This is a genomic window from Streptomyces sp. NPDC127038 (assembly GCF_042725875.1).
In the GTDB taxonomy this organism is placed as follows: domain Bacteria; phylum Actinomycetota; class Actinomycetes; order Streptomycetales; family Streptomycetaceae; genus Streptomyces.
Genome location: NZ_JBHXDQ010000023.1, coordinates 94,330 through 116,554, shown reverse-complemented (window position 1 = coordinate 116,554; position 22,225 = coordinate 94,330). Strand labels below are relative to the sequence as shown.

General features: G+C 70.7%; 21 protein-coding genes. 17 read left to right on the top strand and 4 right to left on the bottom strand.

The window, feature by feature from the left end:
- Positions 1-132: 132 nt before the first annotated feature.
- Both ACFWI4_RS18540 and ACFWI4_RS18535 read right to left on the bottom strand, forming a co-directional pair.
- Complete coding sequence (locus tag ACFWI4_RS18540) at positions 133-1,500, bottom strand: M14 family metallopeptidase (RefSeq protein WP_387197209.1); 1,368 nt, start codon at positions 1,498-1,500, stop codon at positions 133-135.
- A gap of 269 nt (positions 1,501-1,769) precedes the next feature.
- Positions 1,770-3,458 (bottom strand): chitinase, encoded by a 1,689-nt coding sequence (locus ACFWI4_RS18535; RefSeq protein WP_387197206.1) that lies wholly within the window; start codon positions 3,456-3,458, stop codon positions 1,770-1,772.
- Between the two features lie 382 nt (positions 3,459-3,840).
- Between ACFWI4_RS18535 and ACFWI4_RS18530 the strand changes: the two genes are divergently transcribed.
- From ACFWI4_RS18530 to ACFWI4_RS18465, 14 genes are all read left to right on the top strand, one after another.
- Complete coding sequence (locus tag ACFWI4_RS18530; protein WP_387197202.1) at positions 3,841-4,722, top strand: hypothetical protein; 882 nt, start codon at positions 3,841-3,843, stop codon at positions 4,720-4,722.
- Positions 4,723-4,852: 130 nt separating this feature from the next.
- Positions 4,853-5,566: a Flp pilus assembly protein CpaB gene (cpaB, locus tag ACFWI4_RS18525; protein WP_387197199.1), complete on the top strand. Its 714-nt coding sequence runs from the start codon at positions 4,853-4,855 to the stop codon at positions 5,564-5,566.
- Between the two features lie 177 nt (positions 5,567-5,743).
- A complete protein-coding gene (locus tag ACFWI4_RS18520) occupies positions 5,744-7,363 on the top strand; it encodes a CpaE family protein (RefSeq protein WP_387197196.1) in 1,620 nt (539 codons plus the stop codon).
- On the top strand, positions 7,360-7,956 hold the full coding sequence (locus ACFWI4_RS18515; RefSeq protein ID WP_387197193.1) for a TadE/TadG family type IV pilus assembly protein: 597 nt from the start codon (positions 7,360-7,362) through the stop codon (positions 7,954-7,956). The genes ACFWI4_RS18520 and ACFWI4_RS18515 overlap by 4 nt, the downstream gene beginning before the upstream one ends.
- A gap of 18 nt (positions 7,957-7,974) precedes the next feature.
- Positions 7,975-9,315: a CpaF family protein gene (locus ACFWI4_RS18510; RefSeq protein ID WP_387197189.1), complete on the top strand. Its 1,341-nt coding sequence runs from the start codon at positions 7,975-7,977 to the stop codon at positions 9,313-9,315.
- 40 nt (positions 9,316-9,355) lie between these two features.
- A complete protein-coding gene (locus ACFWI4_RS18505; RefSeq protein WP_387197186.1) occupies positions 9,356-10,297 on the top strand; it encodes a type II secretion system F family protein in 942 nt (313 codons plus the stop codon).
- Between the two features lie 13 nt (positions 10,298-10,310).
- Positions 10,311-11,201, top strand: a complete 891-nt coding sequence (locus ACFWI4_RS18500) for a DUF5936 domain-containing protein (RefSeq protein ID WP_387197183.1) — start codon at positions 10,311-10,313, stop codon at positions 11,199-11,201.
- Positions 11,201-12,610, top strand: a complete 1,410-nt coding sequence (locus ACFWI4_RS18495; RefSeq protein ID WP_387197180.1) for a sensor histidine kinase — start codon at positions 11,201-11,203, stop codon at positions 12,608-12,610. The genes ACFWI4_RS18500 and ACFWI4_RS18495 overlap by 1 nt, the downstream gene beginning before the upstream one ends.
- Complete coding sequence (locus ACFWI4_RS18490) at positions 12,603-13,334, top strand: response regulator (RefSeq protein WP_387197177.1); 732 nt, start codon at positions 12,603-12,605, stop codon at positions 13,332-13,334. The genes ACFWI4_RS18495 and ACFWI4_RS18490 overlap by 8 nt, the downstream gene beginning before the upstream one ends.
- 114 nt (positions 13,335-13,448) lie before the next feature.
- The gene (locus tag ACFWI4_RS18485; RefSeq protein ID WP_387197174.1) at positions 13,449-13,649 is read left to right on the top strand and encodes a hypothetical protein; all 201 of its coding nucleotides are present in this window, start codon (positions 13,449-13,451) and stop codon (positions 13,647-13,649) included.
- Positions 13,646-14,254: a pilus assembly protein TadG-related protein gene (locus ACFWI4_RS18480; protein ID WP_387197215.1), complete on the top strand. Its 609-nt coding sequence runs from the start codon at positions 13,646-13,648 to the stop codon at positions 14,252-14,254. The genes ACFWI4_RS18485 and ACFWI4_RS18480 overlap by 4 nt, the downstream gene beginning before the upstream one ends.
- 15 nt (positions 14,255-14,269) lie before the next feature.
- On the top strand, positions 14,270-14,863 hold the full coding sequence (locus tag ACFWI4_RS18475; RefSeq protein WP_387197172.1) for a hypothetical protein: 594 nt from the start codon (positions 14,270-14,272) through the stop codon (positions 14,861-14,863).
- Positions 14,864-14,866: 3 nt separating this feature from the next.
- Positions 14,867-15,514, top strand: a complete 648-nt coding sequence (locus tag ACFWI4_RS18470; RefSeq protein ID WP_387197169.1) for an OmpA family protein — start codon at positions 14,867-14,869, stop codon at positions 15,512-15,514.
- 85 nt (positions 15,515-15,599) lie between these two features.
- Positions 15,600-16,172, top strand: coding sequence for a dihydrofolate reductase family protein (locus tag ACFWI4_RS18465; protein WP_387197166.1), 573 nt, complete (start codon positions 15,600-15,602; stop codon positions 16,170-16,172).
- A 435-nt stretch (positions 16,173-16,607) separates the two neighbouring features.
- Here the strand turns inward: ACFWI4_RS18465 and ACFWI4_RS18460 are convergent, their stop codons facing one another.
- Both ACFWI4_RS18460 and mgrA read right to left on the bottom strand, forming a co-directional pair.
- On the bottom strand, positions 16,608-16,952 hold the full coding sequence (locus tag ACFWI4_RS18460; RefSeq protein ID WP_387197163.1) for a DUF192 domain-containing protein: 345 nt from the start codon (positions 16,950-16,952) through the stop codon (positions 16,608-16,610).
- A 407-nt stretch (positions 16,953-17,359) separates the two neighbouring features.
- Positions 17,360-18,397 carry an L-glyceraldehyde 3-phosphate reductase gene (gene mgrA, locus ACFWI4_RS18455; protein ID WP_387197160.1) on the bottom strand — a complete coding sequence of 346 codons (1,038 nt, stop codon included), beginning with the start codon at positions 18,395-18,397 and terminating at the stop codon, positions 17,360-17,362.
- A gap of 144 nt (positions 18,398-18,541) precedes the next feature.
- On the opposite strand from mgrA, the gene ACFWI4_RS18450 reads away from it, so the two are divergent.
- From ACFWI4_RS18450 to ACFWI4_RS18440, 3 genes are all read left to right on the top strand, one after another.
- Positions 18,542-19,315 (top strand): isoprenyl transferase, encoded by a 774-nt coding sequence (locus ACFWI4_RS18450; protein ID WP_387197157.1) that lies wholly within the window; start codon positions 18,542-18,544, stop codon positions 19,313-19,315.
- Positions 19,316-19,635: 320 nt separating this feature from the next.
- Positions 19,636-20,961 (top strand): PhoH family protein, encoded by a 1,326-nt coding sequence (locus ACFWI4_RS18445; protein WP_385407429.1) that lies wholly within the window; start codon positions 19,636-19,638, stop codon positions 20,959-20,961.
- Positions 20,962-21,370: 409 nt separating this feature from the next.
- Positions 21,371-22,087 (top strand): transglycosylase SLT domain-containing protein, encoded by a 717-nt coding sequence (locus tag ACFWI4_RS18440; RefSeq protein WP_387197154.1) that lies wholly within the window; start codon positions 21,371-21,373, stop codon positions 22,085-22,087.
- The last annotated feature ends 138 nt before the right edge of the window (positions 22,088-22,225 follow it).

The following is a 22,225-nucleotide window of genomic DNA, read 5'->3' as shown; positions in this document are numbered from 1 at the left end:
TGTCGGGGGGGGGCGGGGTGTTGGGGGCTTTTATGCTTTTGGGGTTCGGGGCCCCCGGGCGCCCTGTCAGGAGGGCGCGCGGATCCCCTGTTTCCGGCCGGACCCGGCCGGACCCGGCCGGACCGCGGTCCCCTACGAGCAGTACTGGGCCGCCTTGCCGATGGACCGGTACATGCAGTCGGCGTTCTCCAGGAGCTGGAGCACCGCGTCACGATTGCGGGACGTCTCCCGCTCGATGACCTCGTCGGGCGGGTAGAAGCCGCCGGCGGAGCTGGACGTCGGGTACATCTCGAAGGTGTAGTCGAAGATCTTCTGGCTGCCCCAGAGATAGTCGTCGATCGAGCCGTCCGTGATGTAGAGGTCGCTGTCCTGCTCGGCCGTGTACCCGTTGCTCGCGGCCATCTTCCGGCCGACGGCCTTGAACGCGGCGGCGTCGTCCGCCGTCATCCCGCCGGCCGTGTCGGAGGTGGTGTACCCGTACGGCCACAGCACCAGCTCGCTGTACGTGTGGAAGTCGATCCCGGCGGTGATCTGCTGCTTGCCGCCGACGACCCGGCTGCGTACGAAGTCCGAGACCACCTTCACCTCGGGCGCCGACTCGGGCGACGTGCCGCGGTAGGTCTCGGAGGACGTTGAGCCCGAAGAACCGCCGCAGCAGCCCCACTTGTAGTCCCAGTTCCGGTTGAGGTCCGTACCGACGTACGAGGAGCCGGAGTTGGGCTGGCGGTTCTTGCGCCACGAGCGGTAGGACCCGGTCGCGATGTCGTACTCCCCGCCGTCCGGGTTGAGGTCCGGGACGATCCAGATCTCCCGGTTGTCGACCATGTTCGTGACCCGGGAGTCGCTGCCGTAGCCGGCCCCCAGCTCGCGCAGCAGATACAGCGCCATCTCCACCGTCAGGTGCTCTCGGGCGTGCTGGTGGAAGGTGAGCAGGACCTCGGGCTCGTTCTCGTCGGTCGCCACGTTGTCGCTGACCTTGATGGCGACGATGTCCCGGCCCTGGTACGACTTGCCGATCACCCGTTTGCTCATGATGCCCGGGTAGGCCGCGAGCCGCTGGTCGATCTCCGCGTTCATCTCGGCGTAGTTGTGGTACTTCGCGTCCGCCGTCGGAAAGTCGAACATGCGCACGTCGCCGGGGCTGGACCGTACGGGTGCCGCGCCCAGGGGAGTGACGTCGTAGCCCTGCCGGCGCAGCGCGGCGATCTGGTCCGCGCGGCCCGAGACGACGACGGTCTCCCGGTCGGCCTCGTCCACGGTGACCCCCGACCGCTGGATCTCGGTCCGGGACGCGGGGGTCGAGCTCTGGTGGATCTCGTACTGCCCGACGTCGTCGGGCGAGGGCCGAAGGGTCCTGGCCCCGCTCGCCGTGGCGTCGGTGGCGGTGGCGGTCAGGGGCGCCGCGAGGGCGAGTGCCGCGAGGACGGCGAGGGCGGCGGAGCGTCGGCCGCCTCTGCCCCTGCCGTCGGCGCCTGCGCTGCCGCGTGGGCGAAATCGCATGGAGTCTCCTTGCTTCTCCGGTAATCCCGGGATCTCCGGAATTGTGGGGGAACGGAGCCGGGGGGTGGCTCAAGGTGATGTGCCTGTGCGGGTGTGGCGCTCATGGTGAGGGTTATGGCATGAGCAGGTCAATGGACGACAAAGAGACGTCGGCGGGAATCGGCCGCCCCGCCCCGCCGCGCGCAACGGCACCGGCCCCGCCCGCCGCGACTGCGGCGAGCGGGGCCGGGAGGGGCCACCGCCGGGGAAGGGGGGAAGAGGCGGTGGGACTACAGGGAGTGCACGTGCGGGCCGACCGCGTTCGACCAGGCGTTGCCCGCCGAGGCGTCCCAGTTCGTCGACCAGGTCATCGCGCCGCGCAGCGTCGGGTAGGCCTTGGAGGGCTTGAACGAACCGCAGTTGGTGAGCTTGGTCAGGCAGTCCAGGGCGTTGTTCACGATCGTCGGGGAGACGTAGCCGCTGCCCGCGCCGCTGGTGGAGGCGGGGAGACCCAGGCCGACCTGGGACGGGTCGAGGCCGCCCTGGAGCTGGATGCAGGCGAGCGCCGTCAGGAAGTCGACCGAGCCCTGCGAGTAGACCTTGCCGTCGCAGCCGAGCATCGAACCGCTGTTGTAGTACTGCATGTTGACGACGGTGAGGATGTCCTTGATGTTCAGCGCCGTCTGGAAGTAGGAGTTCGACGTGGACTGCATGTCGATGGTCTGCGGGGCCATGGTGATGACCAGGGACGAGCCCGCCTTCGCGGACAGGGACCGCAGCGCCTGGGACATGTAGGTCGCGTTGAGGCCGTTCTCCAGGTCGATGTCCACGCCGTCGAAGCCGTACGTCTGCATCAGGGAGTAGACGGAGTTGGCGAAGTTCGTGGCGGAGGCGGAGTCGCTCACCGAGATGGTGCCGTTCTGGCCGCCGATGGAGATGACGACCTTCTTGCCCGCGGCCTGCTTCGCCTTGATGTCGGCCTTGAACTGGTCGACGGTGTAGCCGCCGAGGCCGGCCGAGTCGAGGGTGAAGCTCACGGCGCCCGGCGTGCTCGTGGCGTCGGCGAAGGCGACGGCGATGATGTCGTACTGCGACTGCACGGCGGCGATCGTCTGCACGGTCGCGCCGTTGTTGAAGTTCTGCCAGTAGCCCGTCACGGCGTGCGCGGGGACCGTGCCCCCGCCGCCCCCACCGCCGCCGGTCGCGGCCGTCGTCCCGGTGACGGCCGAGGACTTCGCCGACTCACCGGCCGAGTTGGTCGCGCTGACCTGGAACGAGTACGCCGTGGAGGCCGAGAGCCCCGAGACGGTCGCGGAGGTCCCGGTCACCGCCTGGACCTTGGAACCGCCCTGGTACACGTTGTAGCCGGTCGCGCCCGACACCGTGTTCCAGGCCAGGGAGACGGACGAGGAGGTCGTGGAGGACACGGCGAGGCCCGAGGGGGTCGCCGGGACCGTGGGGGCCGGGTCGCCGCCACCGCCGCCGTCGGGGCCGAACACCGAGACGTCGTCCGCGAAGTACGCGGGCTGCCCGTACCAGCCGTGCGTCCAGACCGTAACCGACGTGGTCGAGGCGCCGGTGGTGAAGGTGGTCGAGAGCTGCGTCCAGGTGGTGTTGGGCGTCCAGGTCGAGACGTCCGTCGTCCCCGTGCCGCTCGCCCCGATGTAGGTGTAGGCCCCCTGGACCCAGGCGCTCAGCGTGTAGGTCGAGTTGGGCTTCACGGCGACGGACTGGGAGCACTGGGCGTAGTCCTGGCCCGCGGGCGTGGCCTTCAGCGCGGCCGAGCCGCTGTGGACCGGGGAGGACACGGTCGTGCCGCTGCCCGCCGAACAGGTCCAGTTGCTCAGTCCGGACTCGAAACCGGCGTTCTTCACGTTGTTGACGTCGGCGGCCTGGGCCTGGCCGGCCAGGCCCGTGAGGGAGAGCACCGAGGCGGTGAGGGCGGCGGCGAGGGCTCCCGCCCATCTCCGTCCGGGCATGCGGATGACGCGGTCCACTGGGTCCTCCAGGGAGAGGTGGGGGAGGTGAGGGGGAACGGAACGGTGGCCACCGCCGGTGGATACAAGTTGGTCCAGACCAATCGGGTTGTCAAGTCCCGGAGCATTCCCAACACCCTTATGAGAGGGCCCAGTTGTTTTGAGACGGCTTACTCTCCGTTGATCGCGCCCGCACCTTCGGTGAGATGATCTCGGAGATTCTGTGTTGAGCGGGCCATGCCGTGGATATGGTGCTGATGCAAGAGAGCGTCACAGTGGCGATCCGCGGCCGTACGGGGGACGTCCATGAACGCTCTTTGGCGACAAAGGAGCGATCCGAGGCGGCGGTTGACCACCCTGCCGCAGTGAACGGGGTGTGTGCAGCGTGCCGACCGCGATAGCCGTCACCAGTCCCGATCTGGTGCTCCCGCCGCACGACCGGCAGACCCCGCCGGCGGCCGTCCAGCCGCTCGGCACCCTGGAGGACTCCCTCACCGGGATGCACGCCCTCATCGAACAGCACGGCTACGTCATCTCCCTCTTCCCGGCCGCCACCGAGGGCGCCGTCACCCAGCGGCTGCACACCGTCCGCTCGGTCCTGGAGAGCGACCGCGTCGCCCTCCTCGGCATCGACCTGCCGCCGCTCGGAGTCGCCCTGCTGGCCCAGCAGTTACGCCAGCTCTCGGTCTGCGACTTCAGCCCCGGCGTGCTCGCCTCCGCGGCCCGGCTGCTCGCCCACTACATCTACGCCGGAGCCCTGCTCGGCTCGGTGGCCAAGCTCGACCGGGTCCCCGTCTCCCTGAAGTCGCACGCCAAGTCCTGGGTCCCGGGCGCCCAGTTCGCCGTACTCGCCAATCCCCGGGCCGAGCTGATCCGGATCGGCCAGGAGGAGCTGCCCGGCCCGGAGTTCGGGACCCGGCTGCTCTCGGCCGCGGGCCAGCCGCCCTCGGACTGGGTCACCTCCACCCTCGCGCCCGCCTGGCAGGTCCAGGGCGCCGCGTCCGTCCCGCTGCCCGCCGAGTCGGTCCGCTGGTGGGGGACGAACAAGCTGGTCGAGTTCGCCGCGGGACTGTACGACGTCTCGGTCCTCTACCAGCTCGTCTCCTCCGTCCGGCGCGACGAGTGCCGTTGGTGCGGCCTCGAACTCATCGGTGACCGCTGCGGGTTCTGCGCCGCCCCGCTGTCACCGCCCTCCGTCGACGAGCGTCCGGCGGCCACCGTCCGGGCAGCCTCTCCGGTGCGCGCGCTTCCCCGGGGCGTCACCTAGGCCTCCGGGCCCCTCCGCTCCGGCGGACACCACCGCACCGCACCACCGCACCCGCACCACCGCCCCACCGCCCCACCCAGGAACGACAGCCCGCTCCAGTCCCCGGTACCGCCCCACGAGGTGAGATTCAGTGAACTCGCGCCAGCGCCGCGGCGTCATCCTGCTGGTCCTCTCGGTGCTGTGCGCCCTCGGCGCCTTCGCCGGAGTCCTCTCGGTGATCCGCGACGTGAACTCCAAGGTGGGCCCGGAGGTCACGGCGTATCGCCTCAAGAGCGACATCGCTCCCTACAAGGAGCTGTCGGCCGACCAGTTCGAGAAGATATCGATGCCCGAGCGGTGGCTGTCGTCCACCGCGGTCACCGACCTCTCCCGGATCCGCGGGAAGATCGCCGTCACCCGGCTCCAGAAGGGCTCCCTGCTCCAGGCCGACATGATCGTGGCCAAGCCCGAACTCGCCCCCGGGCAGCAGGAGATCGCCATCATGATCGACGCGTCGACCGGGGTCGCCGGCAAGATCGACCCCGGCTCTCGGGTCAACATCTACGCCACCTTCAAGGCCCAGAACGACAAGGCCAAGGACCAGTCCAAGGTGATCGTCGAGAACGCCCGCGTCATTGACGTCGGCAAGCTCACCGCGCTCGAACCCGACCAGTCCAGCGCCGACCGGCGCAACAGCGCCGCCCAGGCCGTCCCGATCACGTTCGCGCTCGGCACCGCCGACGCCCAACGCGTCGCCTACGCCGAGTCGTTCGCCGAACACGTCCGGCTCGCCCTGGTCGCGGGCGGCTCCGACACGACCGTGGCGCCCGGCGACCGTACGTACACCCTCGACCAGGACAAGTAGGAGGCCGCGCATGAGGTCCAAGCCCACGGGGAGGTGCCGGGGGCCGCGTACGCGGCCGGCACGGGCGACCCGGACCCGGCCGCCGACGGGCCCCCGGTCCGCGACGCGGCGGGCGCCGGCCACCGCGGCGCCGGGCACGGGCGTCGCCGCGCGGTACGCGAGCGAGGAGATCCGCCGATGACCGTCCGTATCCTGCCCGCCGTCGGGGACATCGACTCGGCCCGCGCGCTCACCACCCTGCTGAGCCAGCTCGCCGACACCGAACCCGCCCCGCCCGTACCCGACTCGACCGCGCTCCTCGACACCCTCGCGCGCCTCGCCGCCGACTCCCTCGACGAGCTCCCCGAAGTCGTCCTGGTGCACGAACGCATCGGTCCCGTACCGGCGTTGGACCTGATCCGCGACCTCGTGATGCGCTTCCCGGCCGTCGGTGTGATCCTCATCACCGCCGACACCAGCACCGGCGTCCTCACCGCCGCCATGGACTCCGGCGCCCGCGGGATCATCGGCCTCCCGCTCGGCTACGACGCCCTCGCCGAACGCGTCCAGGCCGCCGCCGCCTGGTCCGCCGGGATGCGCCGCCATCTGCACAGCGGCGCGCCCGAGCTTTACACGGGCCCCGGCGGCACCGTCGTCACCGTGACCGGCGCGAAGGGCGGTGTCGGCGCCACCGTCACGGCCGTCCAGCTCGCCCTCGCCGCCAAGGCCTCGGGGCGTACCGTGGCGCTGCTCGACCTGGACCTCCAGTCCGGCGACGTGGCCTCGTACCTCGACGTGCAGTTCCGCCGCTCGGTGGCCGACCTGGCCGCCATCACCGACATCAACCCGCGCGTCCTCCAGGACGCCGTCTACACCCACGACACCGGCGTCGCCCTGCTGCTGGCCCCGGCCGAGGGCGAACGGGGCGAGGAGGTCACCGACCGGGTGGCCCGCCAGGTCCTCGGGGCGCTGCGCTCACGCCACGACGTCGTGGTCGTCGACTGCGGCTCCCAGATGAACTCCGCCACCGCCGCGGCCGTCGAGATGGCCGACCAGGCCCTGCTCCTGGTCACCCCCGACGTCGTCGCCGTACGCGCGGCCAAACGCATGGTCCGGATGTGGGACCGCCTCCAGATCCGCAAGGCGGAGGAGACCACGACGGTCGTGAACCGCTTCGCCCGCGGTACGGAGATCCAGCCGTCCCTCGTCGAACGCGTCACCGGCACCAGGGTCGCCCGCACCGCGGTCCCCGCCGCGTTCAAGGAACTCCAGTCGGTCGTCGACGCGGGCCGGCTCCAGGACCTGGACGCCCGCTCGACCGTCAAGCAGGCGCTGTGGACCCTCGCAGGCGACCTGGGCCTCGTCGTCCCCCAGGAGGGCGGGGGCGGCGGCAGACGCCGCAAGGCGTCCGCCTCGGACCGGGGCGCGCTCTCGCTGCGCGGCCGGGGCGGCGACCGGGGAGCGGTCACCCTGGAGTTCGCCGGGATGTTCCCGCTGCTGCTGGTCGTCATGACGATCCTGTGGCAGTGCGTGCTCTACGGCTACTCGTACTCGCTGGCCGGGAACGCGGCGGACGAGGCGGCGCGGGCCGCCACCGCCGCATACGCCGTCCACGGCGATGTGCAGGGCGCCTGTGCGGCGGCCGGGAGCAGGCATCTGCCGGGTTCCTGGAAGGGCGCGGGCATCGCCTGCGGGTCGGACGGCCAGGTCATGACGGCCACCGTCGACGTCGACGTCCCGCTGTTCTTCCCCGGCTTCGACGCGGGCTTCCACGTGCGGGGCAAAGCGGGCGCCGCACTGGAGAGGGACGGCCGATGAGGACGCACCCGCGGACGGCATCCGGCGGAAGGAGGCGTGCCGGTACATCACATGTCCGTCGCCTACGTTCGGATCGGCCGACGCGTCACACCGCACCGACCTCCGATCCAGCGGCGACGGACGGATGTACCGGCACGCCCCCGGCCCACCTCGCGACCGCACCCGAACCCGCGACCGCACCCGAACCCGCGACCGCACCCGAACCCGCGACCGCACCCGAACCCGCGACCGCACCCGAACCCGCGACCGCGCGCCGACTCCGGGACGACCGGGGTGTCTCCATCCTGGAGTTCGTCGGGTTCCTGCCGATCCTGCTGCTCGTCGGGCTGGCCGCCGTCCAGCTCGGGCTCATCGGCTACGGCGTCAACCAGGCCGGCTCCGGGGCCCGCGCGGCCGCCCGGGTCGCCTCGCAGGGCGGCGACGGCGGGGCCGCCGGACGGGCCGCGGTCAGCGGATGGCTCGACCCGCGGGTCACGCCCGACGAGGGGGCCGAGACCACCACCGCGACGGTCCGGGTCCACGTCCCCGGCGTCATCCCGCTCTTCGGCGGCTACGACGTCACCCGCCACGCCACCATGCCCACCGACGACTGACCGGGAGGAGCCGACACCATGAGCCTGCGATCCCGCATCGCCGCCCCCGACGAGGGAGGACCCGCCCGTGAGGACGGACACCTCGTCGCCGTCTACCGCGCCAAACTCCTGGAGGAGATCGACCTCGCCGAGATGTCCAGCCTGGCGGCCGCCGAACGCCGGGTCCGGCTCGAACGCGTCCTCGGGCACATCATCAGCCGCGAGGGCCCGGTCCTCTCCACCGCCGAACGCTCCCAGCTGATCCGCAGGGTCGTCGACGAGGCACTCGGACTCGGCGTCCTCGAACCGCTCCTCGCCGACGCGTCCATCACCGAGATCATGGTCAACGGCCCGGACTCGATCTTCGTCGAGCGGGCGGGCCGCGTCGAACAGCTGCCGCTGCGGTTCGCGTCCAACGAGCAGCTCATGCAGACCATCGAACGCATCGTCTCGACGGTCAACCGCCGCGTCGACGAGTCCAACCCGATGGTCGACGCCCGCCTGCCCACCGGCGAGCGCGTCAACGTCATCATCCCGCCGCTCGCCCTGACCGGCCCCACCCTCACCATCCGCCGCTTCCCCCGCGCGTACACGCTCCCGGAGCTCATCGGCCTCGGCTCCCTCGACGAGCAGACGCTCATGCTCCTCGCCGCCTTCGTCCGGGCCCGCTTCAACGTCATCGTCAGCGGCGGCACCGGCAGCGGCAAGACCACCCTGCTCAACGCGCTCTCCGGACTGATCCCCGCCCACGAGCGCATCATCACCATCGAGGACTCCGCCGAACTCCAGCTCCAGCAGGAGCACGTCATCCGCCTCGAATCACGCCCCCCGAACGTGGAGGGCAAGGGCCAGATCACCATCCGCGACCTGGTCCGCAACTCCCTGCGCATGCGCCCCGACCGCATCATCGTCGGCGAGGTCCGCGGCGGCGAGACCCTCGACATGCTCCAGGCCATGTCGACCGGACACGACGGCTCGCTCGCCACCGTCCACGCCAACTCCGCCGAGGACGCCCTCATGCGCCTCCAGACCCTCGGCTCGATGTCCGAGGTCCAGATCCCCTTCGAGGCGCTCAAGGACCAGATCAACTCCGCCGTCGACGTCGTCGTCCAGCTCTCCCGGCACGCCGACGGCTCCCGCAAGGTCACGGAGGTCGCGCTGCTCGTCTCGCACGGCCGTGAACAGTTCCGCGTCGCCCCCGTCACCCGGTTCGTGCCCCGCCCGGTCGGCGCCGACCGCGTGGTGCGGGGCCACTTCGAGCACCTGCCGCTCCCGCGCGCGGTCGCCGAGAAGCTGTACGTCGCCAACGAGCCGCCGCCGCCCGCCTTCGGCGTCGCCGAGGCCATCGACCCGCTCGGCACACGACAGGCCATCGGATGACGCCCGCCCCCGCGCCGCTCACCTCCGAAGGGAGGCTGCCATGAACGACCCCGCACTCCTCGCCCTCGGCGGGACGCTCCTCGGCGGCACGCTCGCCGTCGCGGGCGTGCACACCTACGCCTCGGGACGCGCCCAGCGACGCGAACTCCTCGACCGGCTCTCCGGCGGCGGACGGCCGCACACCGGCGGCGGCCGGGTACGCCGTTTCGCGGGCGTCGACCGCCGGCTGCGCCGCACGCGCCTCGGCCGCACGATCCATCAGCGCCTGACGGCCACCGGACTCGACCTCACGGCGGGCGAGTTCTTCACGTACGTCACCGCCGTGGTCGTCGCCCTGTGGCTGATCGCGGCCGCGACCCTGGCCCCCTTCTTCGGCCCGATCGCCGCGGTCCTCGGCGGGTGGAGCGCGGTCGTCTTCCTCAACTGGCAGCGCCAGAAGCGCATCGAGGCGTTCATCAGCCAACTCCCCGACGTGGCACGCCTGCTGGCCAACGCCACGGCGGCCGGCCTCGCCCTGCGCACCGCCCTGGCGATGGCCGCGGAGGAGCTGGAGGCCCCGGCGGGGGAGGAACTCGCGCACGTGGCGGACCAGTTGATGCTGGGCCGCACGATCGACGACGCCCTCGGAGAGCTCTCCGAACGCCTGCCCTCCCGCGAGCTCATCGTCCTCGTCACGACCCTCGTCCTCGCCAACAAGGCGGGCGGCTCCGTCGTCAGCTCCCTGCGCAACCTCACCCAGACCCTGGAGGACCGCAAGGAGACCCGCCGCGAGGTCCGCACGATGCTCTCCGAGGTCAACGCGACCGCCTTCACGGTCCCCTTCCTCGGCATCGGCTCCCTCGTGCTGATCAACTCCTCGAACGAGGGAGCGCTCGCCCGCGTCACCGGCTCCGCGCTCGGACAGGGCCTCGTCCTGCTCGCCCTCGGGCTCTACACCGTGGGCTTCTTCGTCATCCGCCGGCTCGGCAAGATCGAAGTGTGAGGGAGGGGTCACCATGCTGTCGCTGCTGCTCGCCGCCCTGATGGGCGCGGCCGTCGCGGGCGTCCTCCTCGGCGTCCGGATGATCCGCTCCGAGGTCAAGCTCCCCAGCGACCTCCAGCTCGCCCTGGAGGTCGGCGGCTCCCGTGTCTCGGTCGCCGACTCCGCCGTCGACCGTCTCGGCATGCGCTTCGCGCCGACCGTCCTGCGGCTGATGGGCCCCCGGCGCGTGGACGCCAAACGCCGGCGCATCGACATGGCGGGCAACCCCGGCGGCCTGACCCTGAACCGCTACGCGGCCCGCCGCGCGGTGTACGGGGTCTTCGGCGTCGTGCTCGGTCTCGTGTTCCTCTCCAACGGCCAGCTCCTCTTCGCCGTCCTCACCCTGGCCTTCGGGATCGTCGCCGCGGACGCCCTCATCTGGCAGGCCGTCCGGGAGCGCAAGGAGGTCATCGACCGCACCCTGCCCGACTTCCTCGACGTCCTCGCCGTCGTCGTCTCCGCGGGGCTCGGCTTCCGCCAGGCACTCGACCGCGTCGCGGAGAAGTACGAGGGACCGTGGGCGGACGAACTGCGCATCACCCTGCGCCAGATGGACATGGGCGTCAGCCGCCGCCAGGCCTTCGACGAACTGCGCAGGCGCAACTCCTCCGAGCAGGTCGCCCAGTTCGTCTCGGCGCTCCAGCAGGGCGAGGAACTCGGCTCCCCGATCGCCGAGACCCTCATCCAGCTGGCCACCGACATGCGCCGCACCGACGCCCAGAACGCCCGCCGCCGCGCCGCCAAGACCATCCCCAAGGCCACGATGGTCACCCTGGTGTTCATGCTCCCCGCGACGATGATCCTCATCGCGACGGGCATGTTCCTCGGCTCGGGCACGAACTTCGGCTCGATCCTGGGGCGCTGATGAAGAGCCTCGCCCGGACCCGGGGGCAAGCGGTCCGCGAGCGGCTGAGCCGGACCGCGGCGCGCGCCCGGAGCCGCGCGCACCGGACGCTGACGCTCGCGCGCGGCCGCGACCGGGGCACCGGCTACCTCGCCGACGACGTGCCCGCGCCCGGCGGCATCCGCCTCCAGCTCAACGCCCTCCAGGCCCTGTGCCGGCAGGCCTTCGCCGTCCGGCTCGCGGCCATCGTGGTCGGCGCGCCCTTCGCGATGACCAACGCCACCGGCGGCCTTCTGCGCTGGGCGGTCCTGGCCGCGGCCGTCCTCGGCGTCATGGGCTCGTACGCCATGCTCCGGGACTGGGACCGCTTCGGCCCCCGCCTCCTCGCCCACCCGACCCTGATGGGCCTGGACCTCACCTTCGGCGCGGTCCTGCTGCTGACCGCGTCCCCGGCCTCGCCCCTCGCGTACGCAACGGTCTGCACCCCGCTCCTGTCGGGCCTGCTGTACGGCTGGCGCGGCGCGGGCGTCTTCACCGGGTTCCAGCTCGTCGTGCTGCTCACGGTGTTCAGGGCCTGGGAACACCGGCCGGGGGCGGGCTCCAACACCCTGCTGATCGCGGGCTTCTGCGTCGGCGCCGGCATCATCGGAGTCACCCTGCGCAATCTGCTGTTCCGCTTCGGCACGGCGGGCCAGGCGCTGGCCGAGGCGACCAGCAGGCTCGCCGTGGCGGAGGCGGTGGAGTCCGAACGGGCCCGCCTGGCACGCGAGATGCACGACTCCGTGGCCAAGACCCTGTACGGACTGGCGCTGGCCGCCGAGGCCCTGGCCGCCTCCGCGGACGACGGTGACCCGGGGGCGCTCAAACGGCAGGCGACCGTGGTCGCGGACGCCGCTCGCCTGGCCGCCGCCGAGTCCCGCACCCTCCTGTCGGACCTGCGGCGGCATACCGACCTCACCGACCCGGACATCGACCTGCGCCCCGAACTCGACGCAATGGCGGCCGACTTCGCGGCCCGTACCGGTGTGTCCACGGCCGTACGGCACGGGGGCGCGCACCCGGTCCTGCCCAGCACCGCCGCCCACCACGTCCTCGCGATCGTCGCCGAGGCCCTGGAGAACGCCCACCGCCACGCGCGGGCGAGCACGGTGACGGTCGAACTCGACGTCTCGGCGGGGCGGTTCTCGTTGCTCGTCCGGGACGACGGCGTGGGCCTGCCCGTCCCCGCGACTCCCGCGACGCTCGCCGCCTGGACGAGTTCCGGCCATTTCGGCGTCCTCGGCATGACGGAACGCGCCGCGTGCGCCGGCGGTCTCGTCGCGCTGGACCGATCCCTCGAAGGGGGCACCGAGGTCCGGCTGACCCTCCCGCTCTCGACGCCGGCGCTGCCCGTTCCCCCCACTTCCCAAGAGGAGGCCGCACATGCCTGACCAGGCACTTTCCGGCCCGTCCCTGCGTGTCCTGGTGGCCGACGACAATCCGGTCGTACGGGCCGGACTGACCGCCCTGCTGGACGCGCACCCCGACATCGCCGTCGTCGCGACCGCGAGCGACGGAGCCGAGGCGGTGGACCGAGCCGCCCTCCTCACCCCGGACGTCGTCCTGCTCGACGTGCGGATGCCCGGCACGGACGGTCTCACCGCACTGCCCGAACTGTGCGCGATCGCCCCCGTGATGATGCTGACGTACAGCAGTGAGCCCGAGGTCGTGGCGGAGGCGCTGCGCAGGGGGGCGTCCGGCTATCTCGTCCATGGCGCGTTCACGGCGGCCGAACTCGTCGAAGCCGTACGGGACGTACGCCACGGGCGCCCGACTGTCCCGGATTCACTCGGAGTTTCGTACCAACCTCCCTCCTTCTCTTCGCATCTGCAATCGGCTGTGGCACAGTCTTCGGGGGCTCGGTCCTTACCGGCGGCGGGACTTCACCGCCATGCCGACCATCAGTCCGAGTTCGGCCTGAGTTCGAGGGAGGTGGAGGTGATGGACCTCATCGCGGCCGGCATGAACAACCGCCAGATCGCCGCCACCTGCTTCATCGCGGAGAAGACGGTCAAGAACCACATCAATCGCATCTTCGCGAAGCTGCACAGTTCCTCGCGCAGCGAAGCGATCGCCCGCTGGCTGGGCACGGCGCACGAGGGGTGGGGCCGATGACTCCGTCCCGGGCTCCCCACCAGCGAAGTTGGGCCCCTGGGCCCACTCGCGGTAGGCGACTTCTCACGTACGGTGCTCGGGTCGTTAGTGGCCTCGGCAGGGAGGGCAGTCCTGATGAACAGGTTCACCGCATGGACCCGAACGGTGATCGCCCGCACACGGGGCGCCCACCGGGACGCGGGGGCGGGGTTCGTGGAGTACGCGGGGTTGATGATCCTCATTGCCGGGATCTTCACCATGATCCACGGCTTGGGCCTGGACGGCGTGATCTCGGGGGCGATCATGACTGCCGTCAACAACGTCACCGGTGGCTGACCGACCTCAGTCTGCGTGGTGACCGAGGGCAGACCCTTCCCCTCTACATCTGGCTGACGGGGATCCTGCTCTTCGCCGCGTTCGCCTTCTTCGCCTTCGCCCAAGCAGCGTCCGCCCGCAATGGAGCTCAATCCGCGGCGGACGCTGCGGCGTTGGCGGCCGCGCAGGACTCCCGCGACGAGCTCATGACGGGGCTGACGGGAGCCATCGGCACGGACGACCACTGGCTCGACTGGCTCAACGGCGACAAGTTCCAGGGCACGGGGGCGTCCGCCGCCGCCGACCGACTGGCCGCCGCGAACGACTCGACGGTCCTGGGCGGGGCTCAACCCACCGCCGTGAACGGCTTTCCCGGCTATCACGTGGCGATCCAGACCAGATACACGGTCGGCGCCTCGATCATCCCGGGCACGGAGAACCGTCATGCCACGGCCCAGGCGACCGCGGTCATCGAGCCGCGCTGCACTTTTGCGGCCGACGCGGATCCCAAGAAGCTCGTGCAGTTGAACTGCGCTGGGCACAGTGTGGACATCGATCCCGAACATTTCCATTCGGACGACCTTCCCGACGCGTCCGTGCTGTTCTCAGTGCATCTGGCCGAGTGAGAGGAAGCCGTACCGATGGAACTCCGGCACACCACGAAGGGCCGCAGGGTCATGGCCGCGGTGGCGATCAGCATGGGCTTGCTCCTCACGGTGTCCGGGTGCGGCGCGGGAGCCGGAGGCGACAAGCCGAAGGCGGTCTCGTCCTCCCCGCAGGCGAGCAAGGGGGGAGGCGACGACCCGAAGCAGGCGTCGCCGACGGCCAGTCAGGACCAGGTACTGGCCGAGGTCAAGGGAGAGAACGGCTTGGTACTCGCCATCACTTCCGCCAAGCGGGACGAGGGCGGTTTCGTCACCGTCGAGGGAACGGTCACCAACAACACGGACACACTCTGGGTCGCGGCCGACTGGCGCGGCGACGAGAAGGAGTTGGCGCGGAACGGCGGATCCATCGCCGGCGCCAGCCTGATCGACCAGAAGGGCAAGAAGAAGTACCTCATCCTCCGGGACACCTCGGGCCGTTGTCTGTGCACCCAGTTCACCGGCGGAGTCAGCCAGGGCGCGACCACCCAATGGTTCGCCCAGTTCCCCGCACCCCCCGCCGGAACCACCGCCGTCGACTTCCAGGTCGGTGCCATGCCACCCGCCTCCATCGAGATCTCCGAGGGCTGACCCATGGCCCTCCCGCCCCGTGCCGCCGCGACCACGTTCACGGCCCTCGCCGTGCTGATCACCCTCGGCCTCCCGGGCCCCGCGCACGCGGACGGCGGCGACCCCAGTGCCCCGCCCGGCAGCGTCACCACCTCCCCGCCCCCCGAGGTCGACGCCAACAGCCCCGGGCTCAAGCTCGCCGACGGAGCGACCCTGGCCCCCGCCAGGGTGCTCGACATCAAGTCGGTCGTGGAGGACCTCGGCGGTGAGGAACGCCGGGAGGACACCAACGCGGACGTCACGTTCGCGCTCCAGGCCGAAGTCCTCTTCCCCAAGGACAGCTCGACGCTCAACCCCGACTCCCAGTCCCGTATCCAGGCGATCGCGGACGAGATCAAGGCCCAGCACGCGACCACGGTCCGCGTCTTCGGCTTCACCGACAACCTCGGCTCGTACGCGCACGGCCTGACCCTCTCCAAGAAGCGGGCCGAGCAGGTGCACGACCGGATCGCCGCCGCGCTCGGCTCCGCGGAGTCGGACATCACCTTCGAGGTGCGCGGCTACAGCGAGGACTACCCGATCGCCGACAACACCACGGAAGAGGGCCGCCGCAAGAACCGCCGGGTGGAGGTGACCTTCCCGAGGGGCGCCGCGGACGGGAACACCGCCTGACGCGCGCGTCACCTTCTCCCCGGCCCGGCCTCCTGGCAGCATGCCCCCGACGAACGGGTCGCGCGCGAGGTCGATGGAGCCAGCCATGAGGAAGATCGTGTTGATGTCGTCGGTGTCCCTCGACGGATACATGGAGGGCCCGAACCGCGAGATCGACTGGCACCGGGTCGACGCCGAACTGCACCAGCACTTCAACGACGTGATCCGGGGCTTCGGCGCCCTGATGTCCGGCCGGGTGACCTACGAGCTGATGGCCTCCTACTGGCCGACCGCCGACAAGGACCCCGACGTCAGCCCGGAGATGGCCGAGTTCGCCGGGATCTGGCGCAACATTCCCAAGGTGGTCTTCTCCCGGACGATGGAACGCGGCACCGGGCACACCACCGTCGTACGGGAGGTCGTGCCCGAGGAGATCCGGGCGCTCAAGGAGCAGGAGGGCGGGGACCTCGCGCTCGGCGGCGCCGACATCGCCGCCGAGTTCCTGCGGCTGGGCCTCGTCGACGAGATCAGGCTGTACGTCCACCCCGTCCTCATCGGGGCCGGCAAGCCCCTGTTCCCCGCGTCCGAGGCCCCGGCCGACCTCCGCCTCGTCGAGACGCGCACCTTCGGCAACGGCGTCGCCCTCCTCCGCTACGAACGCGACACCACGGCGGGTTAGGGCCCGGCCCCTCGCGACCCACGAGTACCGGGACCCGGCCCGCCGGCTCACGGGCCGTCGGCTCGTCCGTCCCCCGATTCCCCGGGCTCCCGGACGTCCCACGAGGGGGCGGCCGGCGCCCCAGCCCCTCGGCCCCCGGACCGCAAGCCCTCCGGCCGAGATCCGGGCGCTCCGGAGCAGATTGACCGAAAACCTCCCAATGGCGGGCGCTCGGCGCGCGGTGTCCGTCCGGATCACGGGCCGGGGAACGCCTCTTGGGACACGTCGTGCGCGGAGGATCCGCACACGGTTTCCACATCGTTATCCGGCGGCTGTCGTCAGCGATGCCCGGCTCACGTAACTTCAGGCCCAGGCAATTCGCGTGAGCAAAGCTGCGCGTGTGGCACCGCGCGGAGGAGGGGGCCGCGCGGTGCCGCCCCGCCCCGTGACGTGACGTCAGCCGTGCAGGACCGTGATCCGCGTGCCGCGCCGCACACCCCACCGCTCCATCGACCCGGCCTCCGCCTCCAGGACCTGCCGGGCCCGCGGCCGGGGCAGTCCCAGCCGGCCCGGACGCATCGTCCGTACCGCCAGGACCCGCGACGACCTGTCCAGATAGGCGACGTCGATCGCGAACCTCATCCCGAGCGTGTGCACCGAGTTCGCCGGGGTGAGCAGCAGCGCGCCCTCGATCCCCTGGCGTCCGAGCAGCCCCCGCCGCCGGGCCCGCGCCGTGGCGGCGAGCTCCAGGGGCACCGGCTCGGACGTCCCCTCCGCCGTGTCCGTCGTGAAGGTGGCCATGCCTGCGAAGTTAGCGGTGGCGTCAAGCGCGGGCGCGCCACGCGGATCACCCGCCCGGAGTACCGGGGACAAGCCGGCCCCACGTCCCCAGAACGCGCACAGACCCATTGGATCTCTGTCGATCCTCCGCGAATCCCTTTGAATCAGCCATGATTCAGCCATGATCACACCCGGAATCGATGGTTCCATGCTCTTCATGGCGTTGCCGGGCGACTCCGGAGAGTAGTTGTGGCACGCGGATGCACGCAGCATCACTTACGAAGGGTTATGGTGGAAACCCCCCCTCGGGCCGGTCCGTCTCCCCCCCACGGACCGGCCCGTTTTTTGTGCCCGCGACGGCCCGTCCGGCAGGCGCCCCCGTGCGCCCCCCGGGCGGACCGCCCGGCGAGGCCGGGGAATCCGGTGACTCAGTGCCGCTGGGCCCAGATGTTCGTCCCCTGCGTCGACACCGCGAACGTGTCGATCTCCTTCAGCTCCTCGTCCGTGAGCTCCGGGGCCGCCAGGGCCTCCAGGTTCTCCTCCAGCTGCCGCACGCTGGACGCGCCGATCAGGGCCGAGGTCATCCGCTGGTCGCGCAGCACCCAGGTGAGCGCGAGCTGGGCGAGCGACTGGCCGCGCCGGGCGGCGATGGAGTTCAGCCCGTTCAGCCGGCGCACGACGTCGTCGCTCAGCAGGCCCGGGTCCAGCGACTTGCCCTGGGTGGCGCGGGAGCCCTCCGGGATGCCCTGGAGGTATCTGCCGGTCAGCAGGCCCTGCGCGAGCGGGGCGAAGGAGATGCAGCCCATCCCGGCCGCCTCCAGCGTGTCGAGCAGCCCGTCGTCCTCGGTCCAGCGGTTGAGCATCGAGTACGAGGGCTGGTGGATCAGCGGACGGACGCCCATGCCGGTCAGGATCCGGGCCGCCTCCGCCGTCTGCTCGCTGCTGTACGAGGAGACGCCCACGTACAGCGCCTTGCCCTGCTGGACGGCGGACGCGAGCGCGCCCATCGTCTCCTCCAGCGGGGTGTCCGGGTCGAAGCGGTGAGAATAGAAGATGTCGACGTAGTCCGTGCCCATCCGCCGCAGCGAGGCGTCCAGGGAGGACAGCAGATACTTCCGGGAGCCCCACTCGCCGTAGGGGCCGGGGTGCATGAGGTAGCCCGCCTTGGTCGAGATGAGCAGCTCGTCCCGGTAAGGGGCGAAGTCCTCCTTCAGCAGCCTGCCGAAGTTGAGCTCCGCCGAGCCGGGCGGCGGGCCGTAGTTGTTGGCGAGGTCGAAGTGAGTGACACCGAGATCGAAGGCGCGGCGCAGGATCGCGCGCTGGGAGCCGAGCGAGCGGTCGTCGCCGAAGTTGTGCCACAGACCCAGCGAGATCGCGGGCAGTCTGAGGCCGCTGCGGCCCGTACGCCGGTATTCCATCGAGTCGTACCGCTCCGTTGCGGCCCGGTACAGAGTGGGGTCGTTCATGGGGACGAACCTATGCCAGGGTGCACAGGACCCTCGGCAGCCCCCGCGTTTCGCAGGGGTAGGCTTCGCCCCGGGGGACCGCCATATGGACAGGGACTGTGCTCGGGCGCGGCTGTCCGATCCGCACGGAGGGGCTGACAACACGTGACCTTGCGCGACAACCTGCGCCGTCTGCTGGTCAGGTTCTATGCACGCAGGGTGGAAGGCCACCTCGACCACGACCAGGTGCCCAAGCACATCGGGGTCATCATGGACGGCAATCGCCGCTGGGCGAAGGCCGCCGGCTCCACCACCGCCCAGGGACACCGGGCCGGAGCGGACAAGATCGAGGAATTCCTCGGCTGGTGCTCCGAGACCGACGTCGAGGTCGTCACCCTGTGGCTGCTGTCCACCGACAACTTCGACCGCCCGCAGGAGGAGCTCGGTCCGCTCCTCGGCATCATCGAGGGCGTCGTCCGCACCCTGGCGGCCGACGGCCGCTGGCGGGTGCACCACGTCGGGACGCGGGACATCCTGCCGTCCCCGATGCAGTCGGCCCTCAAGGAGGCCGAGGAGTCCACCGCCCACGTCGAGGGGATAGTCGTCAACGTCGCCATCGGCTACGGCGGCCGCCAGGAGATCGCCGACGCCGTGCGCGCGATGATCCTCGACGCCGCCGACAAGGGGACCTCGATGGAGGACCTCGCGGACCGCGTCGACGTCGACCTCATCGGCAAGCACCTCTACACCGGTGCCCAGCCCGATCCCGACCTGGTGATCCGCACCAGCGGCGAGCAGCGGCTGTCCGGATTCATGCTCTGGCAGACCGCCCACTCCGAGTACTACTTCTGCGAAGTGTTCTGGCCCGCCTTCCGCAAGGTCGACTTCCTGCGTGCGCTGCGCGACTACGCGGCGCGACACCGCCGTTACGGAGGCTGAATACCGGGGTGCCCCGTGTAACCCGGGGCACCTCCAGGGGACGTACGTCATCGGGAGTTAACGAACGCGCCGTCATGGGCCGTGGCATGGCTTGGCTCGTTCGAGGGCATAAGCCTTGCAGGTCGACGCCCGAACCACGGGTGTCGTATCTCAGCGGACGGCACGGGGCCGTCCGCCCGGGAGGCCCTTTGCACCAGCCCGATCGTGCGGTCAGCACGGACGAAGCGGAGGGCCGGTTTTCGGCCCGTGCATCGGTGCCGCGAACCGGTCCAGATCTCCTTCGTCGCTCCCCGACCTCATCCGAGGGGGTACGTCCTTCCGTGGTGACCAGCACAAAGCGCCGCAAGCCAGACCGGCGCACCTATGTTCTCGACACCAGCGTCCTGCTGGCCGACCCGAATGCCCTGAGCCGCTTCGACGAGCACGAAGTCGTGCTTCCGATCGTGGTGGTCACGGAGCTGGAGGCCAAGAGGCACCATCCCGAACTCGGCTACTTCGCCCGGCAGGCGCTGCGCCTGCTCGACGAGTTCCGGGTCCGGCACGGCCGCCTCGACTCCCCGATCCCCGTCGGGGACCTCGGCGGGACGGTACGCGTCGAGCTCAATCACTCGGACCCCAGCGTCCTGCCGAGCGGGTACCGCCTGGGGGACAACGACTCCCGCATCCTCGCGGTCGCCCGCAACCTCCAGGCCGAGGGATACGACGTCACCGTCGTCTCGAAGGACCTGCCGCTCAGGATCAAGGCGTCCTCCGTGGGTCTCCTCGCCGAGGAGTACCGCGCGGAGCTCGCCATCACGGGCTCGTCCGGCTGGACCGGAATGTCCGAACTGGCCCTGTCCGGCGAGCAGGTGGACATCCTCTTCGAGGAGGGGCACGCCTACGTCCCCGAAGCGGCCCGCCTGCCCGTGCACACGGGGCTGACGATCCAGTCGGAGCGCGGCAAGGCCCTCGGCCGGGTCACGGCCGACGGCAACGTCCGGCTGGTGCGCGGCGACCGTGAGGCGTTCGGCATCAAGGGACGCAGCGCCGAGCAGCGCATCGCGCTCGATCTGCTGCTCGACCCGGACATCGGGATCGTGTCGATGGGCGGCCGGGCCGGCACCGGCAAGTCCGCGCTCGCGCTGTGCGCGGGCCTGGAGGCCGTCCTCGAACGCCGTCAGCACCAGAAGGTGATGGTCTTCCGGCCGCTGTACGCGGTGGGCGGGCAGGAGCTCGGCTATCTGCCCGGTTCCGAGTCCGAGAAGATGAGCCCCTGGGCCCAGGCGGTCTTCGACACGCTCTCCGCGGTCACCAGCCGCGAGGTCATCGAGGAGGTCACCGCGCGGGGCATGCTGGAGGTCCTGCCGCTCACGCACATCCGCGGCCGCTCGCTCCACGACGCGTTCGTGATCGTGGACGAGGCCCAGTCCCTGGAACGGAACGTCCTGTTGACCGTTCTGTCCCGTATCGGGGCCAATTCGCGGGTCGTTCTGACCCATGACGTGGCACAAAGGGACAATCTGCGCGTCGGGCGGTACGACGGAGTGGTCGCCGTCGTCGAGAAGTTGAAGGGCCATCCGCTCTTCGCGCACGTCACCCTGAATCGTTCCGAGAGGTCCCAGATCGCGGCACTCGTGACCGAAATGCTGGAGGACGGGCAGATCTGATCCAGGATGTACCGCCCGGTCAAAGGGTGGTGCATACACGCTGGTTGGCGCCGTCCGGCAAAGGCGAAAAGCCTAGCCGGGCGGCGTCTTGCTGCGCTGAGGTTTCCAGGAAACAGCTGAGGCAAACGGGGTGTGAGCTTTCACACGCGACACGGAATTGCCGTGCGGAGCCGGGTTACGGCTAGAGTCTCACTCCTGTCAGGCCCCGCATACGACACAGCTGTATCCCCAGCGGTACGGCAACACCGGAACCTCAGAACTCCATAGAGACGTCGTATGCCGCCCGCGCACCACGCGGCACTCCCCGAGCGGGAGTTGCCCACCGGGCCCGTGTCTCCCCGTGACCCCGCAGTTGGGAGGCCAGCGCCGAGGGGCACGATTGCGTCCGCGAGGGTCACCTAAACGGGCGATGCTGGAAGGAAACCGTGTGAGCCGGATTTCGGTCCGGGGATTCGCAGTGGCTTCGGCCACCGCGGTCACCGCTGTCGGAAGCGTGGTCGGAGTTGCCTCGGGCAGCGTCGCCCAGCCCTCGAACGATGCCGAGGCGACGGCGAGCGACTCGACTCTCCTCGCTGACATACCTGCCGGCCAGCAGGCCCAGGTGCAGACCGCGTCCCTGACGCAGCAGGCCGACGCCCAGGCCATCGCCGCCGACGCGAGCGCCAAGAAGGACGCGGAGGCAGCCGCGCGCAAGCAGGCGGCCGACGACGCCGTCGCCAAGCAGAAGGCTGCGGCGAAGGCGGAGAAGGAAGCCAAGGAGCGCAAGGCGGCGGCGGAAGCGGCCAGCCGCTCCGCGACGCGCGACGCCTCCAGCTTCTCCGTCCAGGCCTCGTACACCGTCGCCCAGATCCAGGCGATGGCGGCCCAGATGGTGCCGAGCGGTCAGTTCCAGTGCTTCAGCAACATCGTGAACCACGAGTCGAGCTGGAACTACCGGGCCGTCAACGCCTCCTCGGGTGCCTACGGTCTCTTCCAGGCCCTGCCCGGTTCCAAGATGTCGTCCGTCGGTTCCGACTGGCAGACGAACCCGGCCACACAGATCAAGTGGGGCCTCAACTACATGAACAGCCGCTACGGCAGCCCCTGTGACGCCTGGTCGTTCTGGCAGGCCAACAGCTGGTACTAGGTCCACCCCGCGCGCCGGCGGTCCACGCCGGACAGCGGCGGCTCAACCTTGCGAAGCCCCTCCCCGTCCTAGGGGGAGGGGCTTCGGCCATGTACGGTCGGACCCGACGACTCCAGGGGGGAGTGGTGGGGAGCAGCG

Excerpts from the sequence above, each read along its gene's own strand:
- ACFWI4_RS18540 (WP_387197209.1), bottom strand. The coding sequence starts at position 1,500 with ATGCGATTTCGCCCACGCGGCAGCGCAGGCGCCGACGGCAGGGGCAGA.
- ACFWI4_RS18535 (WP_387197206.1), bottom strand. The coding sequence starts at position 3,458 with ATGCCCGGACGGAGATGGGCGGGAGCCCTCGCCGCCGCCCTCACCGCC.
- ACFWI4_RS18520 (WP_387197196.1), top strand. The coding sequence starts at position 5,744 with ATGACCGTCCGTATCCTGCCCGCCGTCGGGGACATCGACTCGGCCCGC.
- ACFWI4_RS18515 (WP_387197193.1), top strand. The coding sequence starts at position 7,360 with ATGAGGACGCACCCGCGGACGGCATCCGGCGGAAGGAGGCGTGCCGGT.
- ACFWI4_RS18510 (WP_387197189.1), top strand. The coding sequence starts at position 7,975 with ATGAGCCTGCGATCCCGCATCGCCGCCCCCGACGAGGGAGGACCCGCC.
- ACFWI4_RS18505 (WP_387197186.1), top strand. The coding sequence starts at position 9,356 with ATGAACGACCCCGCACTCCTCGCCCTCGGCGGGACGCTCCTCGGCGGC.
- ACFWI4_RS18500 (WP_387197183.1), top strand. The coding sequence starts at position 10,311 with ATGCTGTCGCTGCTGCTCGCCGCCCTGATGGGCGCGGCCGTCGCGGGC.
- ACFWI4_RS18495 (WP_387197180.1), top strand. The coding sequence starts at position 11,201 with ATGAAGAGCCTCGCCCGGACCCGGGGGCAAGCGGTCCGCGAGCGGCTG.
- ACFWI4_RS18490 (WP_387197177.1), top strand. The coding sequence starts at position 12,603 with ATGCCTGACCAGGCACTTTCCGGCCCGTCCCTGCGTGTCCTGGTGGCC.
- ACFWI4_RS18485 (WP_387197174.1), top strand. The coding sequence starts at position 13,449 with ATGAACAGGTTCACCGCATGGACCCGAACGGTGATCGCCCGCACACGG.
- ACFWI4_RS18475 (WP_387197172.1), top strand. The coding sequence starts at position 14,270 with ATGGAACTCCGGCACACCACGAAGGGCCGCAGGGTCATGGCCGCGGTG.
- ACFWI4_RS18470 (WP_387197169.1), top strand. The coding sequence starts at position 14,867 with ATGGCCCTCCCGCCCCGTGCCGCCGCGACCACGTTCACGGCCCTCGCC.
- ACFWI4_RS18465 (WP_387197166.1), top strand. The coding sequence starts at position 15,600 with ATGAGGAAGATCGTGTTGATGTCGTCGGTGTCCCTCGACGGATACATG.
- ACFWI4_RS18460 (WP_387197163.1), bottom strand. The coding sequence starts at position 16,952 with ATGGCCACCTTCACGACGGACACGGCGGAGGGGACGTCCGAGCCGGTG.
- mgrA (WP_387197160.1), bottom strand. The coding sequence starts at position 18,397 with ATGAACGACCCCACTCTGTACCGGGCCGCAACGGAGCGGTACGACTCG.
- ACFWI4_RS18440 (WP_387197154.1), top strand. The coding sequence starts at position 21,371 with ATGCTGGAAGGAAACCGTGTGAGCCGGATTTCGGTCCGGGGATTCGCA.